Here is a 16,629-nt window from a genome sequence, read left to right as displayed (position 1 = left end):
GATGTAGTGGTTGCCTACTTGACCTGCTGCTTGCCCAGCTTGCGCGCCAGCGTACGCCGGTGCATGCCGAGCCTGCGCGCGGTCTCCGAGATGTTGAAGCCGGTTTCGGCCAGCGTCTCGTGGATGCGCTCCCATTCGAGCGTCTTGATCGAGGTCGAGCGGTTGGTCAGCTCGACCTCTGTGGTGCCGGCGGCGCGGCCGAAGGCGGCCTCGATGTCGTCGGTGTTCGACGGCTTGGCCAGGTAGTGGCAGGCGCCGAGCTTGATGGCTTCCACGGCGGTGGCGATGCTGGCGAAGCCCGTCAGCACCACGATCAGCATCTTGGGGTTGTGCCGGTGCAGCATCTGCACGGCGGCAAGGCCCGAGGCCTCGCCGTTGAGCTTCAGGTCGACCACCGCGTAGCCGGGCGACGCGGTGGCCAGCAGGGCGTCGACTTCCGCGAGGTTGCCTGCCTGCGTCACGGCATAGCCGCGGCGCTCGAAGGAGCGGCCGAGCGCGCGCGCGAAGGCGTCGTCGTCCTCGACGATCAGCAACTGGCGCTCAGCTTCGGTTTCGGTCATTGCCTTCCACTTCGATGGTCTCGCCGTCGAGGACCTTTTCGTCGTCCTCTTCCGCCTCTTCTTCTTCCAGCACGATGGCCGCGAGCGGCAGCGTGATCTTCACGATGGCGCCGCCCTCGGGCCGGTTTGCCGCCGCGACGCGGCCGCCGACAGTGCGCGCCACGTTCACGACCAGGAACAGCCCCAGCCCACCGCCAGGGCGGCCCTTGCTCGACTGATAGGGTTTGCCGAACTCCTTCAGGATGGCCGGCAGGAAGCCGGGGCCTGCGTCCGTGACCGTGATCGTCAGCGCGTCGGCGTCGTGCGCCGCCTCGAGGCGCAGCCAGTGCGGCGACGCCTCCAGCGCATTGTCGAGCACGTTGCAGATCATCTGCTTGAGGGCCGAGTCGGAGACCATGGGCAGGTCCCGGCCAAAGCGGTTGTCGTACTCGAAGTCTTCCACCGGGCGGGTGGTGCGCCACTCTTCGATCAGGTCGTCGAGGAAGGTGCTGACGGTGGTTTCTTCCGACGACTCGCCACGCGCCTCGCCGGCCGACAGCAGGATGCCGCTCACGATGCTCTTGCAGCGCTGGATCTGCAGTTCCATCTCGGCCACCTCGGTCAGCAGCTCGGGGTCGGAGCTGAAATGCGGCAGCCGGCGCCAGTCGCCCAGGATCACCGCGAGCGTGGCCAGCGGCGTGCCCAGCTCGTGCGCCGCACCCGAAGCCAGCAGGCCCATGCGCACGATGTGTTCTTCTTCCGAGGCGCGTTGGCGCAGGTCGGCCAGCCGGGCGTCGCGCGCGCGCAGGTTGCGGCCGATGCGGGTGATGAAGATCACGAGCAGCGCCGCGTTCAGCGCGAAGCACACCAGCATGCCCTGGATGTAGGGGCTCCACAGGCCGCGGTTGTGGTCCAGCGGCAGCGCGAGCGGGCGCGAGAACAGCGCCAGCCCGGCGAAGCAGATGCTGGTGATGACCACGATGGTCCAGGTCGACCAGGGCTTCAGCAGCACCGCGCCGAGCGTCACCTGCAGCAGGAACAGAAACACGAAGGGGTTGGTCGCGCCGCCGCTCAGGTAGAGCTGCGCCGTGAGCGTGGCCACGTCGACCAGCAGCGCGAGGAACAGTTCGCCGTTGGTCACGCGCCGGTGGCTGCGCGAACGTAGCAGGCTCACCATGTTGAAGAGCGCAAGGCAGGTCAGCACCTGCAGCATGTGGTCCAGCGGCAACCGGATTGCGAAGCCGTAGTGCACCACCAGGATGGTGACGACCTGCCCGACCACGGCGAACCAGCGCAGCTGGATCAGCTGCTGCATGTTCTGGTGGCCGGTGGCGTTGTCGAGACTCGCGACGCCGGCGCGGGGGGCGTGCAGTTCGCCCGCGACCGCGGCGGTGTCAGTCGTCGCGGCGAGCATCTTGGGCGGGGCGGGCTTCGGCATGGGCCGCATTTTCGCTGCGCCGCACGAACCAGGCCGCGACCAGCACCATCAGGGCCAGGCCGTACCACGTAAGGGCGTAAACCAGGTGGCTGTTGGGAAAGGCGATGACCGTCAGGCCGGCGGCAGGCCATGCCGGGGTGTCGATGGTGGCCGTGGCTTGCGCGGGTACGGCCTCGGCATCGACGAAGTAGGGCGCGACATTGTTCAGGCCGCGCGCCGCGGCAATGGCTTGCACGTCGCGCGAGAACCAGCGATCGGCGGCCGCGTCGTTCTTGCGCAGGAAGCCGCCCTTGGGCTCGGTGAGGCGCAGCAGGCCGGCCACGGTGGTCTCGCCCTGCGGCTCTGGCGCGGTGCGGGCCGGGCGTTCGCGTGCTTCAGGCGGCACGAACCCGCGATTGACGAGCACCACGGTGCCGTCCGCGCTGCGCAGCGGGGTCAGCACCCAGAAGCCGGCGCCGAGCTTGGTGCTGGCTTGCACCAGCGTTTCTTTGTCGTGGAGGAAGGTGCCGACAAGGCGGACATGCCGGTATTCGTCGTTGGCCGCGTTGACCGTGGGCCATTCGGTTCGCCCGGGGGCCGCGCTGGCCGGGGCATGCACGCGCTGGTCGACGCGGGCGATGAGATCGAGCTTCCAGGCCCTGCGCTCGACCTGCCAGGTGCCGAGCGCGAAGAAGCCGGCAAAGGCGAGGGCTGCGCCGACCGCCAGCGCCACCCGCGCGGCGGTGGAACGCTGGCGGACCGCTGCCGCCATCAGGGCATGTTCTTCATGTCGTGCATCGAGGCCGGCATCATGTTGGTGTTCATGTGGTACATGACCCACAGCGAACCGGCCAGCGTGATGACCACGAGCACGAGCGTGAAGATCAGCGCCAGCATGTTCCAGCCGCCTTCGGACTTGGCGTCCATGTGCAGGAAGTACACCATGTGCACCACGATCTGCACCACGGCGAAGGCCAGGATGACGAGGGCGGTGGTGTTGGGCTTGTCGAAGACCTTGGCCATCACGAGCCAGAACGGAATGGCAGTGAGGATCACGGCCAGCACGAAGCCGGTCATGTAGCCCTTGAAGGTGCTGTGGCTCACCGGGCCATCGTCGTGGCTGTCATGGCCATGTGCGCCGTGGCCGGCGGTTTCGGTGTGCGCGCTCATTGCAGCGATCCCATCAGATACACGAAGGTGAAGACGCCGATCCAGACCACGTCCAGAAAGTGCCAGAACATCGACAGGCACATCAGGCGGCGGCGGTTGGCGGCGGTGAAGCCGTGCTTGGGCAGCTGGATCATCAGCACGATGAGCCAGACGATGCCGAAGGTCACGTGCAGGCCGTGGGTGCCCACCAGTGCGAAGAACGACGACAGGAAGGCGCTGCGCTGCGGGCCCGCGCCTTCGTGGATCAGGTGCGCGAACTCGTACAGCTCCAGGCCGATGAAGCCCGCGCCCAGCAGGCCGGTGATGGCCAGCCAGACCAGCACGGCGCCCATGCGGCGCTTCTGCATCTCGAGCACGGCAAAGCCATACGTGATGGACGACAGCAGCAGCAGCGAGGTGTTGATTGCCACCAGCGGCAGGTCGAACAGGTCGGCGCCCGAGGGGCCGGCCGCGTAGCTGCGGCCCAGCACGCCGTACACCGCGAACAGGCAAGCGAAGATGAGGCAGTCGCTCATCAGGTAGAGCCAGAAGCCCAGCAGCGTGCCGTTCTCGGGGTGGTGGTCTTCGTTGCGGACGTTGAAGACCTCGAACGCGGGCGCGTTCGACGCTTGGCCGGCGCTGCCGGCGGAAAGAGCGGTGGTGTTAGACATGGGCAGCTAGCAGGCGCGTGCGCGCGTCTTCGGTGCTGACGACTTCTTCCGTGGGGATGTGATAGTCGCGCTTGTAGTTGAACGTGTGGATGATCACTGCGGCGAGCATGGCGACGAAGCCGATGCCGGCCACGAGCCACATCTGCCAGATCATTGCGAAGCCGCCCACCGCGGCCAGCGCCGCGATGATGAAGCCGGCGGCCGTGTTCTTGGGCATGTGGATCGGGCTGAAGCCTTCCAGCGGACGCTGGTAGCCGCGGGCCTTCATGTCGGACCAGGCGTCGTTGTCATGCACGCGCGGCGTGAACGCGAAGTTGTAGGCCGGCGGGGGCGACGAGGTCGACCATTCGAGCGTGCGGCCGTTCCACGGGTCGCCCGTGGTGTCGCGCAGCGATTCGCGGCGAATGAAGCTCACCACCAGCTGGATGATGAACGAGGCGATGCCCAGCGCGATCAGCACGGCGCCGAAGGCGGCAACCTGGAACCAGATCTGCAGCGACATGTCCTGGAAGTGGTTCATGCGGCGGGTGACGCCCATCAGGCCCAGGATGTACAGCGGCATGAAGGCGAACCAGAAGCCGACGATCCAGAACCAGAACGAGCACTTGCCCCAGAACGGGTCGAGCTTGTAGCCGAAGGCCTTCGGGAACCAGTAGGTGATGCCCGCCAGCATGCCGAACAGCACGCCGCCGATGATCACGTTGTGGAAGTGGGCGATCAGGAACAGGCTGTTGTGCAGCACGAAGTCGGCCGGGGGAACGGCCAGCAGCACGCCGGTCATGCCGCCGATCACGAAGGTGATCATGAAGCCGATGGTCCACATCATGGGCAGCTCGAAACGGATGCGGCCGCGGTACATGGTGAAGAGCCAGTTGAAGATCTTCGCGCCCGTCGGGATCGAGATGATCATCGTCGTGATGCCGAAGAACGAGTTCACGCTGGCACCGGAGCCCATGGTGAAGAAGTGGTGCAGCCAGACGAGGTACGACAGGATGGTGATCACGACCGTGGCGTACACCATCGAGGCGTAGCCGAAGAGGCGCTTGCCGGAGAAGGTGGAGACCACTTCCGAGAAGATGCCGAAGGCCGGCAGGATCAGGATGTACACCTCGGGGTGGCCCCAGATCCAGATCAGGTTCACGTACATCATGGCGTTGCCGCCGAGGTCGTTCGTGAAGAAGTTGGTGCCGACGTAGCGGTCGAGCGACAGCAGGGCCAGCACGGCGGTCAGCACCGGGAAGGCTGCAACGATCAGAACGTTGGTGCACAGCGCGGTCCAGGTGAACACGGGCATCTTCATCATCGTCATGCCGGGCGCGCGCATCTTCACGATGGTCGCCAGCAGGTTCACGCCGGATAGCAATGTGCCCACCCCCGCTATCTGCAATGACCATATGTAGTAGTCGACCCCCACGTCGGGGCTGAAGAGAATGCCCGACAGCGGCGGGTAGGCCAGCCATCCGGTTTTGGCGAATTCGCCGACGAAGAGCGACGCCATCACGAGGCCGGCGCCGAAGGTGGTCATCCAGAAGCTGAAGTTGTTCAGGAACGGGAAGGCCACGTCGCGCGCGCCGATCTGCAGCGGCACCACGAAGTTCATGAGGCCCGTGACCAGCGGCATCGCCACGAAGAAGATCATGATCACGCCGTGGGCGGTGAAGACCTGGTCGTAGTGGTGCGGCGGAAGGAAGCCGGCGTTATCGCCGAAGGCCATTGCCTGCTGGGCCCGCATCATCAGCGCGTCGGCGAAGCCGCGCAGCAGCATCACCAGGCCCAGGATGATGTACATGATGCCGATCTTCTTGTGGTCGATGCTGGTGATCCAGTCGCGCCACAGCATGCCCCACAGCTTGAAGTAGGTCAGTGCGCCGAGGACGGCGATGCCGCCCAGCACCACGCCCGCAAAGGTCGCGAGCAGGATCGGTTCGTGGAAGGGAATCGCCTCCCATGAGAGGCGGCCGAAGACGAGCTTCGTCAGGTCTAGGTTCTGCAACATCTTATTCTTCGGTGGTGCACATCGCGGTGACGTATTTGCGCTTGGGCGTGTCGAGTGAATCGACCTGCCAGGCTTGCTTGGTGGCAACGTTGAAGGCGCCGGGCTTGCCCATGCCGCCGTCGGCGTCGATGGCCATCATTTCCTTCATGCACATCTTGTTGCGGTCCACGCACAGGTTGAGGATGGCGTCGTACAGGGCAGGGTCCACGGCGGCGTAGTGGCGCACGGGCTCGCGCTCGCTCGGCACTTCGAGCTTCTTGTAGAGATCGCGCGTGAGTTCGCCGTCCTTGCCGGCCTTGACCTTCTGGACCCACTGGTCGAAGTCGCCGTTGCTCAGGCCGTGGAACTTGAAGCGCATGCCCGAGAAGCCGGCGCCGCTGTAGTTGGCGGAGAAGCCTTCGAACTCGCCCGGCTTGTTGATCACCGCGTGCAGCTTGGTTTCCATGCCCGGCATGGCGTAGATCTGGCCGGCCAGCGCGGGGATGAAGAACGAGTTCATCACCGAGGAGGCCGTGATCTTGAAGCTGATCGGGCGGTCCACCGGGGCGGCCAGCTCGTTCACCGTGGCGATGCCCTGCTCGGGGTAGATGAAGAGCCACTTCCAGTCGAGTGCCACCACTTCGACCACCAGCGGCTTGGTTTCGGCCGGAATCGCGCGCTGGGCGTCGAGGCGGCGCAGCGGCTGGTAGGGGTCGAGCGTGTGGGTGCTGATCCAGGTGATTGCGCCCAGCGCGATGATGATGAGCAGCGGCGCCGCCCAGATCGCCAGTTCGAGCTGGGTCGAGTGGTCCCAGTCGGGGCTGTAGGTGGCCTCTTTGTTGGACTGGCGATAGCGCCAGGCAAAGAAGATGGTCAGGGCGATCACCGGGATGATGATGATCAGCATCAGCACGGTGGAGACGACGATGAGGCGTCCCTGCTGATTGGCGATGTCGCCGGATGGGTTCATCAGCACCGTGTTGCAGCCCGCCAGGAGCATGGCGGAAAGCAGCAGGAGTGATCGGCGAAGGTTCTTGAGGATGTGCATGCCGAAGGAAAAGAGGTGCAGGGGCGACGCAAAAAGACCCCACAATCTACGCCTGAAGACGGGTTTCGCCTATTGGACGTTTTGTCCTATGGCGGTAAATGTGATTCGGTGCGACGCTCTGGGATCTCCATGGTCTTATGGTGTCGCGCCCCGGCGTGACACCTGAATTACAGCAAGCAATGACGACGTCCAGCATCAGTCCGCAAGGCGCACAGCCGCTGCCGAACTCGCCCGAGCACGGCGGCGCCCGGCAGGGCGACGACCACTCGCACATCGCCCCCGGCGAGATCGCGGTCGGCGTGATCATCGGCCGCGCCTCCGAATATTTCGACTTCTTCGTCTACGGCATCGCCTCGGTGCTGGTGTTCCCGGCGGTCTTCTTTCCGTTCGAGCAGCACCTCGAGGGCGTTCTCTATTCGTTCCTGATCTTTTCCTTCGCCTTCATCGCGCGTCCGTTCGGAACTGTCATCTCGATGGTCATCCAGCGACGATTCGGGCGAGAGGCCAAGCTCACGTCGGCACTTTTCGTGCTGGGCACCTCCACCGCCGGCATCGCCTTCCTGCCGGGCTATGCGAGCCTGGGCTTCACGGCGATCGTGCTGCTGTCGGTGTTCCGTTTCGGCCAAGGCCTGGCGCTGGGCGCTTCCTGGGACGGCCTGCCGTCGCTGCTTGCACTGAATGCCCCGGCCAACCGCCGCGGCTGGTACGCCATGCTGGGCCAGCTGGGTGCGCCCATCGGCTTCTTCATTGCCAGCGCGCTGTTCGCTTACCTGTATTCGAGCCTGCCGTCCGAGGACTTCCTCGACTGGGGCTGGCGCTACAGCTTCTACGTGGCCTTCGCGATCAACGTGGTGGCGTTGTTCGCCCGCCTGCGCCTGGTGGCCACCGACGAATACTCGCGCCTGCTCGAAGAGCGTGAACTGGAGCCCACCAGCGTGAGCGAACTGGTTCGCTCTCAGGGCGCCAACCTGCTGATCGGCGCCTTCGCCGCGCTGGCCAGCTATGCGCTGTTCCACCTGATCACGGTGTTCCCGCTGTCGTGGATCACGCTGTATTCCGACCAGTCGGTCACCGAATTCCTGATCGTGCAGATGATCGGCGCGGTGCTCGGCGCTGCCGGCATCGTGGCCTCGGGCCTGCTGGCTGACCGCATCGGCCGACGCTTCACGCTGGGCGGCCTGGCTGCCGTGATCGCGGCTTTCAGTGGTTTCGCCCCCACGCTGCTCGATGGCGGCCGCGTCGGGCAGGACATCTTCATCCTGCTGGGCTTCGTGATCCTGGGCCTGTCGTACGGTCAGGCGGCCGGCGCCGTGACCTCGAACTTCGCACCCAAGTACCGCTACGTTGGCGCGGCACTCACGGCCGACCTGGCCTGGCTGATCGGTGCGGCGTTCGCGCCACTGGTTGCCCTCGGCCTGTCGGCCCACTTCGGTCTGGCCTACGTCAGCATCTACCTGCTGTCGGGTGCCATCGCCACGCTGGGCGCGCTGGGGCTGAACCGGGCACTGGCGCGGGACTGACGACTTGCACAAGGCAGCCAACTGCCGCCGTTTCTTTCAAAAGGGGCCGTTTCGGCCCCTTTTTCATTAGGATGCTCCGATGTTCGCCGCCGCAATCTTCGACATGGACGGGCTGCTGATCGATTCGGAGCGGCCCATCATGGCCGCCTGGATCGAGGCCGCCCGCACGCTCGACATCGAGCTTTCGCACAGCCAGTACCTGCAGGTCGTCGGGCTGGCCATGACCGAGTCCGAACACATCCTCGCGTCGCTGCTGGGCGGTGCGGATGCCTACAACCACGCCGTGGCTCATGTCCGCCAGCGCCTGCAGCTGGAGCGCTCTGACGGTGCGCCGCTGTTTCCCATCAAGCCCGGCGCGGCCGAATTCCTGAGCGCGCTGCGCGAACGCGGCACGCGCTGCGCCGTGGCCTCGTCATCGACCAGCGGGCAGATCCAGGCCTGCCTTGGCAGCCTGGGCGTGCTGCACCATTTCTCGGCCTTCGCGGGCGGCGACGAGGTTGCGCGCGCCAAGCCCGATCCGGCGCTCTACCTGCTCGCGGCCGAACGGCTGGGCGTGGACCCGGCGGAATGCATCGCCTTCGAGGACAGCGAGAACGGCGCCAAGGCGGCGCTCGCTGCGGGCATGCGTGTCGTGGTCGTGCCCGACCTCAAGCACCCGCCCGCATCCATCATCGAGCGGGCCTTCCATGTGCTCGAGTCGCTGCACGAAGCGGTGCCGCACCTGCCGCGCTGGTTTCCTGCCGAGGCCGCGACAAGGCTCTCATGATCAAGATCGGCACGCTCTGCCATGTGGTCGACAGCTGCCTGGCGTCGCCCTTCACGGAGCGTGCGGTGGGCCGGATCGTTGAAGTGGTCTCACTGCCCTACGAGGCGCCGAGCGAGCGCTACCTGCCCGGCACGTACTACGACGTGCTGTTCGAGGGCTGGACCTTCTATTGCCGCAGCGACAAGCTCGTGCCCATTTCCGACCCCGATGCCGAGATCGAACGCTGGGAAGACGCCTTCCTCGACGAGCCTTCGCCAGCCGTTCAGAGCACTTCGTCGCGCAACTGCGGGAACACCTTCGACACCTTCGCGAGCAGGTAGTCGCCATAGCGCCCGCTGAAGGCGTGCACGTTGGCGCGGTCCCAGCGCTCGGCGCTGTCGTCGCGCGCCTCGGCGCCTGCGAGGCCTTCGATGCGCTGCACGCGCGCCTCGAAGTTCGGATCGAAGAACAGCGGAAACGACAGCCGGTCGCGCCCCGAAGTGTTGCGCTTCACCCGGTGCGGCGTCGACTTGTAGAGCCCGCCGGTCATGCGGTCGAGCATGTCGCCGATGTTGCAGACGAACGAGCCCGCCACGGGCGGCGCATCGATCCAGCCACCCGGCGTGTGCACCGCGAGGCCGCCGACCTGGTCCTGGTGCAGGATCGTGAGCAGTCCGTAGTCGGTGTGCTCGCCCACGCCCCACTGCACGTCGAGGCCTTCGGGCACGGCCTGCGTCGGATAGTTGAAGAGGCGGAACAGGATCAGCGGGTCGGCCGTGTAGCGTTCGGCGAAGTAGTCCGCGTCCAGGCCGAGGCTCAGCGCGATGCCTTCCATCAGCCGGTGGCCCAGCTGCGTGACAGCCGCCATGTAGTCAAGGATGGTCTCGCGAAAGCCCGGCACGTCGGGAAACAGGTTTGGCCCGTGCACTGGCGTTTTCGCCTGCACCAGTGGGTGCGTGGGGGGCAGTTCGGTGCCGAGGTAGAGGCCTTCCTTCCAGTCGGGCCGGCCCGAGGTCAGCTCGCCGCCGAGCGGGAAGAAGCCGCGCCAGGCGCGTCCGCCGAGGGCCATGCGCCACTGCATCTTGGTTTCTTCGGGCAGCTCGAAGAAGCGGTGGCTCAGCTCTTCGAGCCGCTTCACCAGCGCCGCATCGACGCCGTGGCCCGTCACGTAGAAGAAGCCGTGGGCGTGGCAGGCGGCGCCGATCTGTGCGGCGACGGCGTCGCGCCCGGGTGTGTTTGCCACGAGTGCGGAGACATCGATGAGGGGGAGGGTGGTGTCGGTCATGCGTCTCTCGCGAAAGGCGATCGGATGTCGGACAGGAATTGCTGCGCACGCGGATGCTGTGGCCGGTTGAAGAAGTCGTCGGGCGTTGCGCGCTCCAGCACCTTGCCTTCGTCCATGAACAGCACGCGGTCGGCCACCTCGCGCGCGAAGCCCATTTCGTGCGTCACGCAGACCATCGTCATGCCGTCGCGTGTCAGGTCGCGCATCACCAGCAGTACCTCGCCGACCATTTCGGGGTCGAGAGCGCTGGTGGGTTCGTCGAACAGCATCAGCGGCGGCTGCATCGCGAGCGCGCGTGCAATTGCCACGCGCTGCTGCTGGCCGCCCGACAGTTCGCTCGGCCATGCGTTGGCCTTGTTCGACAGGCCCACGCGATGCAGCAGCGCCATCGCGCGCTCGTCGGCCTCCTTGCGCGTGAGGCCGCGCAGCTGCATCGGCGCCATCGTGCAGTTCTGCAGCACCGTGAGATGCGGGAACAGGTTGAACTGCTGAAAGACAAAGCCGATGCGCGAGCGGAAGGCGTTCACGTCCAGGCCCGGCGCATGGATGTCCTGCCCGTCGACGACGATGCGGCCCGATTGAATCGGCTCCAGCCGGTTGAAGGTGCGGATCAGCGTCGACTTGCCCGAGCCCGAGGGTCCGCACACCACGACGACTTCGCCCTTGTGGATGGTCTCGCTGATGTCGACCAGCGCGTGGTAGCTGCCGTACCACTTGTTGACTTTTTCGAGTTCGATCATGCGGACACCTTGGCGCTGGCTGTAGAGATGCCGCGGCGCGCGAGCCGGCGTTCCAGCCAGTAGGCGAAGCGCGACAGGCCGAAGCAGAGTATGAAATACGTCCCGCCCAATATCAGGTAGATCTGCGCGGGCTTGGTGAACACCTGCGTATTGATCTGCGTCGCGATGAACGACACCTCGGCCAGCCCGATGATGTAGCCCAGCGAGGTTTCCTTGATGGTCGATACGAACTGGTTCACCAGCGAGGGCAGCATGCTGCGCAGCGCCTGTGGAAGCACCACGAGCCGCATCGCGCGGCCATAGCCCAGGCCCAGTGCGCGGGCCGTTTCCATCTGCCCGCGCGGCAGGCCCTGTATGCCGGCGCGCACGATCTCGGCGAGGTAGGCGGCATCGAACACCACGAGCGCGATCAGCATGGTGGTGAACTGGTCGGTCTTCACGCCCGTGACGCTGGGCAGGAAGAAGTAGGCCCAGAAGATCACCATCAGCAGCGGCAGCCCGCGCACCACGAACACGAAGCCCGTGACCGGCCAGCGCAGCCAGCGCCACGGGCTCACGCGCGCCAGCCCGAGCACGATGCCCAGCGGCAGTGCGAGCACCAGCCCGCAGGAGGCCAGCAGCAGCGTGAGCACCAGCCCGCCGAGCGGGCCGTTGGGGTACTGCCCGATGAGGAAGTAGACCCAGTAGTCGTTGATGATCTGCAACATCGCGTTGGCGCCCTCAGATGGTCCGCACCGGGTAACGGTGGTGGTACCAGGTCGCCAGCCCGGTGATGGCCAGCGACACCGTCAGGTACGCCGCGCTCGCGAACGCAAAAGACTCGAAGCTGCGGAAGGTCGCGCTCTCGACCTGGCCTGCCTGGTACATCAGCTCGGCCACGCCGATCACTGTGGCGATGGAGGTGTTCTTCCAGAGGCTCAGCGTCTGTGAGATGAGTGGCGGAATGGTCACGCGCAGCGCCTGCGGCAGCACCACGCGGCGCATGGTGGCCAGGTAGCTGAAGCCCATTGCGCGGCCGGCTTCGAACTGCACCGAAGGAATCGCGCGGATGCCGCTGCGGATGTCTTCCGCCATGAAGGCGGCCGTGTACAGCGCCAGCGCGATCACAGCGCTGTAGGCCTCGATATGCCCCGCGTAGAGCCATTGCTTGATGCCCTCGGGCAGCAGCTCGGGCGCGCCGAAGTACCAGAACAGCATGTGCGCGAGCAGCGGGATGTTGCGGATCGACTCGACGTACGCAAAGCCGAGCCAGCGCAGCGGCGCGAAGGGCGACAGCCGCAGGAGCGCCACCACCAGTGCGATGGGCAGCGCCAGCACCAGCGCGGCCGCGAGCAACTGCAGCGACAGCAGCAGGCCCGCGATGAGCATGTCGTGGTACTTGCCGGTCAGCAGCAAGGAATAGTCGAACAGGGGCATGGGGGGCGACAGTATCACCGCCGCGAAGGGCCGGGGCCGCGTGCCCCCATCCCGGCCTTCCCCCAGCGGGGGAAGGAGAAACGCGGGCTCAGTCGATCTTGTCGGAGTCGAGCTTGAAGTCGCGCGTCTGGAAGCCAGAAGCCGTCGTCGGGCCGTACCACTTGATGAAGATCTTCTGCGCTTCGCCCGACTTCTCGAGCTCGCGCAGCGTGTCGTCCACCACTGCCTTCAAGCCGGTCTCGCCCTTCTTGATGCCGATGGCCAGCGCCTCGGTGCTCAGGTTCTGCTTGAGCACCACGTACTGCGCCTTCTGCGGGCCCAGCTTGGCGTAGCTGCGCAGCAGTGCGGCCTCGTCGTCCACATAGCCCACGCCCTTGCCCTGCTGCAGCGCCTGGAAGGCCTGCTGGCTCGTGTCGAAGGTCACGACCTCGACGTTGGGCACGGCCTTGCGGATGTTGGGCTCCTGCGTGCCGCCGCGGATGGTCAGCACCTTCTTGCCCGCGAGCTGCGGCACTTCGCTGATGCCGCTGTCCTTCTTCACGATGGCCTTCTGGCCGGTGACGAAGGTGGTGAGAGAGAAGTCGATCTGCGCCTCGCGCTCCTTGTTGTGCGTGAGGCCGGCTGCCACCAGGTCAACGTGGCCCTGCTGCAGCTCCGGAATGCGCGCGGCCACAGCGATCTGCTTGAGCACCGGCTTCACGCCGATCTTCTTGGCGATGGCGTTCACCAGGTCGACTTCGTAGCCGACGATCTGGCGCGTCTTCGGATCGACGAAGGTCGCGGGCTCGTCGGTGCCGAGCACGCCGACGACCAGTTCGCCCTTTTTCTTGATGTCGGCCAACTGGTCGGCGTGGGCGACGGTGCCGAGCAGGAAGGTGGAAGCGGCGACGGCCGCGGCGAGCAGGGTGTGGCGCATAGGTTGTCTCTCTCCTAGAGGAAATTCAGGGTCGAACCATATCAATAAAACCCCTGATTATTAAATCGTCAATCGACATATGCATATGGACAAGCTGAAGGCGGTTATTACGGGCTGGGTTAAATTCGCGGCGCCAAAAACGCGCTCCCGCCGTTTTCTTCCCGCATCTCTCATCCAGCGAGATCCTCATGATCATCAAACCCCGCGTACGTGGCTTCATCTGCGTCACGACCCATCCCACCGGCTGCGAAGCCAACGTCAGGCAGCAGATCGACTACGTCAAGGCCCAGGGGCCCATCGCGGGCGGCCCGAAGAAGGTGCTGGTGATCGGCGCATCGACCGGCTACGGCCTGGCCGCGCGCATCACCGCCGCTTTCGGCAGCGGCGCCGACACGCTCGGCGTGTTCTTCGAACGCCCGGGCAGCGAAACCAAGCCCGGCTCGCCCGGCTGGTACAACACCGCCACTTTCCATCGCGCCGCGACAGCCGAAGGCCACTACGCGAAGAGCATCAACGGCGATGGCTTCTCCGATGCTGTGAAGCAGCAGGTCATCGACACCATCCGCGCCGACCTTGGCCAGGTCGACCTCGTCGTCTACAGCCTGGCAGCGCCGCGACGCACGCATCCGAAGACCGGCCAGGTCTTCAACTCGGTGCTCAAGCCCATCGGCAAGTCGGTGAACCTGCGCGGCCTCGACACCGACAGCGGGGCCGTGAAGGAAACGGTGCTCGAACCCGCGACGCAGGAAGAAATCGACAACACCGTGGCCGTGATGGGCGGTGAAGACTGGCAAATGTGGATCGACGCGCTGCAGCAAGCCGGCGTGCTGGCCGACGGTGCGAAGACCACGGCCTTCACCTATCTGGGCGAGCAGATCACGCACGACATCTACTGGAACGGCTCCATCGGCGCCGCCAAGAAGGACTTGGACCAGAAGGTGCTGGGCATCCGCGCGCAGCTGGCCGCCAAGGGCGGCGATGCGCGCGTGTCGGTGCTGAAGGCGGTCGTCACGCAGGCCAGTTCGGCCATTCCGATGATGCCGCTGTACCTGTCGCTGCTGTTCAAGGTGATGAAGGCGCAGGGCACGCACGAGGGCTGCATCGAGCAGGTGCACGGGCTCTTTGCCGAAAGCCTCTACGGCAGCACACCGCACATCGACGAGGACGGCCGCCTGCGCGCGGACTACAAGGAACTGGCGCCGCAGGTGCAGGCTCGCGTGCTGGAGCTCTGGCCGCAGGTGACCGGCGACAACCTCGACGAGCTCACCGATTTCGCCGGCTACAAGACCGAGTTCCTGCGTCTCTTCGGCTTCTCGGTGGAGGGCGTGGACTACGAGGCCGACGTGAACCCCGACGTGGCCATTCCCGGCCTCGTGCAGCTCTAGCAAGCGCCCGGAGGGATACTCCAGCCCATGCAGATTCAAGAAAAGCCGCCCGCCGGCACGCCGTTCGACTGGATCGGCGGCGAACCGAAGGTAGAGGCGCTGGTCGAGCGCTTCTACGACCTGATGGACCTCGAGCCCGCCTATGCGCAGCTGCGCGCAGTGCACGGCACCAGCCTCGACAACGCGCGCCAGCGCCTGTTCTGGTTCCTGTGCGGCTGGCTCGGCGGGCCGCAGCACTACACCGACCGCTTCGGCCATCCGATGCTGCGGGCGCGCCACCTGCCGCAGAGCATCGGCGGCCACACCATCGGCATCAAGGAGCGCGACCAGTGGCTGGCCTGCATGGACCAGGCCATGGGCGAGACGGGCGTGCCGGAAGACTTGCGCGAGCGCCTGCGCGACTCCTTCTTCAAGACCGCCGACTGGATGCGCAACCGCGGCGAGTGACCGACCGATCACACAACGATTTCGAAAGACGCTTCTCCATGAATTCCATCGTCATCATCGGCGGCGGCCACGCTGCGGCCCAACTCTGCGCCGGCCTTGCCGAAGCAGGGCAGGGCGCGCGCGTGCACCTGGTCTGCGAGGAAGCCTGCGAGCCGTATCACCGCCCGCCGCTGTCCAAGGCCTTTCTAAAGAGCGCGGAAGAAACCACGCAGCCGCACAAGGCCGCCGACTGGTATCGCGAGGCGGGCATCACGCTGCACCTGGGCGATGCCGCCGTTGCCATCGACCGCGAGGCGCACACCGTCACTCTGCGTTCGGGCGCGATCCTGCCGTGGCAGCAACTGGTGCTGGCCACCGGCACCCGCGCGCGCCAGATGCCGGATTTGAAGCCGGGCCTGGAAAACGTCGCGAGCCTGCGCGCGGCCGACGAAGCGCATCGCCTGCGCACGCGGCTCGCGGCGGCCGAACATGTGACGGTGCTCGGCGGCGGTTTCATCGGGCTCGAAGTGGCGGCCACCGCCAAGGCGCTCGGCAAGTCGGTGCAGGTGATCGAGAGCGCGCCGCGCCTGCTGGGGCGCGCGGTGTCGCCCGAGTTGTCGGCGCACGTGCTCGCCACGCACCGCGCGGCCGGCATCGACATCGTGCTCGGCGCGCAGACCGGCGCGTTCGAAGTCGACGGCGACCGGCTGCTGTCGCTGCAGGTCAACGGCGTGAAGCAACCTGTCGACCTGCTGCTGCTCGGCATCGGCGCAGTTCCCGAGACCGCGCTCGCGCAAGCGGCCGGCATCGAATGCGCGGACGGCATCGTGGTCGACGGCCACATGCAGACCAGCGCGGCCGACGTGCTCGCGGTGGGCGACTGCACGCGCTTCCCCGACCGCCGCGCGGGCCGCGCGCTGCGGCTCGAATCGGTGCAGAACGCCAACGACCAGGCGCGCACCGCAGTGGCCACGCTGACCGGCGCGGCGCGCGCGCACGACGCGGTCGCGTGGTTCTGGTCCGACCAGGGCGGCATGCGGCTGCAGATGGTCGGCCTGATGCCGGCCGAAGGCACGCCGGGCCTGAGCAGCGTGCGCCGCGCGGGACCGAAGCCCGATGCGTTCTCGCTGTTCCATTACGTCGACGGGCAGCTCGTGTGCGTGGAGTCGGTGAATGCGCCGGTCGATCACATGATGAGCCGCAAGCTGCTCGAAGCGGGGCGCAGCCCCGATGCGGCGGCAGTGGCGGATGCGTCGGTACCACTAAAGAATCACCTGTCGTGAACCTGTCGTAAGAGTGCCGCAGGTCAGGCCCGGTTCACTGGCCTGTCACTCGGCTTTCAGAGACTGGTCTTCCTCTAATTTGCAGGGAGACCTCTCGATGAAGAACGATGCAGC

General features: G+C 66.1%; 18 protein-coding genes. 6 read left to right on the top strand and 12 right to left on the bottom strand.

Translation table 11 applies throughout. The features are described from left to right. Positions 1–14: 14 nt before the first annotated feature. The 7 genes from ACZYSP_RS21490 to cyoA are packed head-to-tail and all read right to left on the bottom strand — an operon-like array spanning position 15 to position 6,799. Positions 15–560, bottom strand: a complete 546-nt coding sequence (locus ACZYSP_RS21490) for a response regulator transcription factor (RefSeq protein ID WP_093057984.1) — start codon at positions 558–560, stop codon at positions 15–17. After that, complete coding sequence (locus ACZYSP_RS21485; RefSeq protein ID WP_177192784.1) at positions 541–1,977, bottom strand: ATP-binding protein; 1,437 nt, start codon at positions 1,975–1,977, stop codon at positions 541–543. Before ACZYSP_RS21485 ends, ACZYSP_RS21490 begins: the two co-directional genes overlap by 20 nt. After that, positions 1,934–2,728 carry an SURF1 family protein gene (locus tag ACZYSP_RS21480; RefSeq protein WP_489016433.1) on the bottom strand — a complete coding sequence of 265 codons (795 nt, stop codon included), beginning with the start codon at positions 2,726–2,728 and terminating at the stop codon, positions 1,934–1,936. The genes ACZYSP_RS21485 and ACZYSP_RS21480 overlap by 44 nt, the downstream gene beginning before the upstream one ends. Next, positions 2,728–3,126: a cytochrome o ubiquinol oxidase subunit IV gene (gene cyoD, locus ACZYSP_RS21475; protein WP_093057982.1), complete on the bottom strand. Its 399-nt coding sequence runs from the start codon at positions 3,124–3,126 to the stop codon at positions 2,728–2,730. Before cyoD ends, ACZYSP_RS21480 begins: the two co-directional genes overlap by 1 nt. Continuing rightward, positions 3,123–3,776, bottom strand: a complete 654-nt coding sequence (gene cyoC / locus ACZYSP_RS21470; RefSeq protein ID WP_093057981.1) for a cytochrome o ubiquinol oxidase subunit III — start codon at positions 3,774–3,776, stop codon at positions 3,123–3,125. The genes cyoD and cyoC overlap by 4 nt, the downstream gene beginning before the upstream one ends. Further along, a complete protein-coding gene (gene cyoB / locus ACZYSP_RS21465) occupies positions 3,769–5,772 on the bottom strand; it encodes a cytochrome o ubiquinol oxidase subunit I (protein WP_093057980.1) in 2,004 nt (667 codons plus the stop codon). Before cyoB ends, cyoC begins: the two co-directional genes overlap by 8 nt. Position 5,773: 1 nt before the next feature. Then, positions 5,774–6,799: a ubiquinol oxidase subunit II gene (gene cyoA / locus ACZYSP_RS21460; protein WP_093077606.1), complete on the bottom strand. Its 1,026-nt coding sequence runs from the start codon at positions 6,797–6,799 to the stop codon at positions 5,774–5,776. 179 nt (positions 6,800–6,978) lie between these two features. Here cyoA and ACZYSP_RS21455 point away from each other — a divergent pair, with 179 nt between their 5' ends. The 3 genes from ACZYSP_RS21455 (at position 6,979) to ACZYSP_RS21445 (ending at position 9,405) form a co-directional block, all read left to right on the top strand. Continuing rightward, positions 6,979–8,319, top strand: a complete 1,341-nt coding sequence (locus ACZYSP_RS21455) for an MFS transporter (protein WP_093057978.1) — start codon at positions 6,979–6,981, stop codon at positions 8,317–8,319. 79 nt (positions 8,320–8,398) lie between these two features. Beyond that, entirely contained in the window at positions 8,399–9,085 is a 687-nt protein-coding gene (locus tag ACZYSP_RS21450; protein WP_426390010.1) for an HAD family hydrolase, read from the top strand. Next, positions 9,082–9,405, top strand: coding sequence for a hypothetical protein (locus ACZYSP_RS21445; RefSeq protein ID WP_093077352.1), 324 nt, complete (start codon positions 9,082–9,084; stop codon positions 9,403–9,405). Before ACZYSP_RS21450 ends, ACZYSP_RS21445 begins: the two co-directional genes overlap by 4 nt. Here ACZYSP_RS21445 and ACZYSP_RS21440 read toward each other — a convergent pair. The 5 genes from ACZYSP_RS21440 to ACZYSP_RS21420 form a co-directional block, all read right to left on the bottom strand. Further along, the gene (locus ACZYSP_RS21440; protein WP_489016428.1) at positions 9,348–10,349 is read right to left on the bottom strand and encodes an isopenicillin N synthase family dioxygenase; all 1,002 of its coding nucleotides are present in this window, start codon (positions 10,347–10,349) and stop codon (positions 9,348–9,350) included. The two genes, ACZYSP_RS21445 and ACZYSP_RS21440, sit on opposite strands and share 58 nt — an antisense overlap. Next, a complete protein-coding gene (locus tag ACZYSP_RS21435; protein ID WP_097198262.1) occupies positions 10,346–11,089 on the bottom strand; it encodes an amino acid ABC transporter ATP-binding protein in 744 nt (247 codons plus the stop codon). Before ACZYSP_RS21435 ends, ACZYSP_RS21440 begins: the two co-directional genes overlap by 4 nt. Further along, the gene (locus ACZYSP_RS21430) at positions 11,086–11,796 is read right to left on the bottom strand and encodes an amino acid ABC transporter permease (RefSeq protein WP_339092011.1); all 711 of its coding nucleotides are present in this window, start codon (positions 11,794–11,796) and stop codon (positions 11,086–11,088) included. Before ACZYSP_RS21430 ends, ACZYSP_RS21435 begins: the two co-directional genes overlap by 4 nt. Before the next feature lie 13 nt (positions 11,797–11,809). After that, on the bottom strand, positions 11,810–12,505 hold the full coding sequence (locus ACZYSP_RS21425) for an amino acid ABC transporter permease (RefSeq protein ID WP_097198263.1): 696 nt from the start codon (positions 12,503–12,505) through the stop codon (positions 11,810–11,812). 88 nt (positions 12,506–12,593) lie between these two features. After that, complete coding sequence (locus ACZYSP_RS21420; protein ID WP_307616205.1) at positions 12,594–13,421, bottom strand: ABC transporter substrate-binding protein; 828 nt, start codon at positions 13,419–13,421, stop codon at positions 12,594–12,596. A 188-nt stretch (positions 13,422–13,609) separates the two neighbouring features. On the opposite strand from ACZYSP_RS21420, the gene fabV reads away from it, so the two are divergent. The 3 genes from fabV to ACZYSP_RS21405 are packed head-to-tail and all read left to right on the top strand — an operon-like array spanning position 13,610 to position 16,515. Next, a complete protein-coding gene (gene fabV, locus ACZYSP_RS21415; protein WP_489016424.1) occupies positions 13,610–14,806 on the top strand; it encodes an enoyl-ACP reductase FabV in 1,197 nt (398 codons plus the stop codon). Between the two features lie 27 nt (positions 14,807–14,833). After that, entirely contained in the window at positions 14,834–15,253 is a 420-nt protein-coding gene (locus tag ACZYSP_RS21410) for a group II truncated hemoglobin (protein ID WP_093057971.1), read from the top strand. A 38-nt stretch (positions 15,254–15,291) separates the two neighbouring features. After that, positions 15,292–16,515, top strand: coding sequence for an NAD(P)/FAD-dependent oxidoreductase (locus ACZYSP_RS21405; protein ID WP_489016422.1), 1,224 nt, complete (start codon positions 15,292–15,294; stop codon positions 16,513–16,515). The last annotated feature ends 114 nt before the right edge of the window (positions 16,516–16,629 follow it).

It is taken from the genome of Variovorax sp. F042, from assembly GCF_057814215.1.
This window is presented reverse-complemented; position numbering and strand designations above follow the sequence as displayed.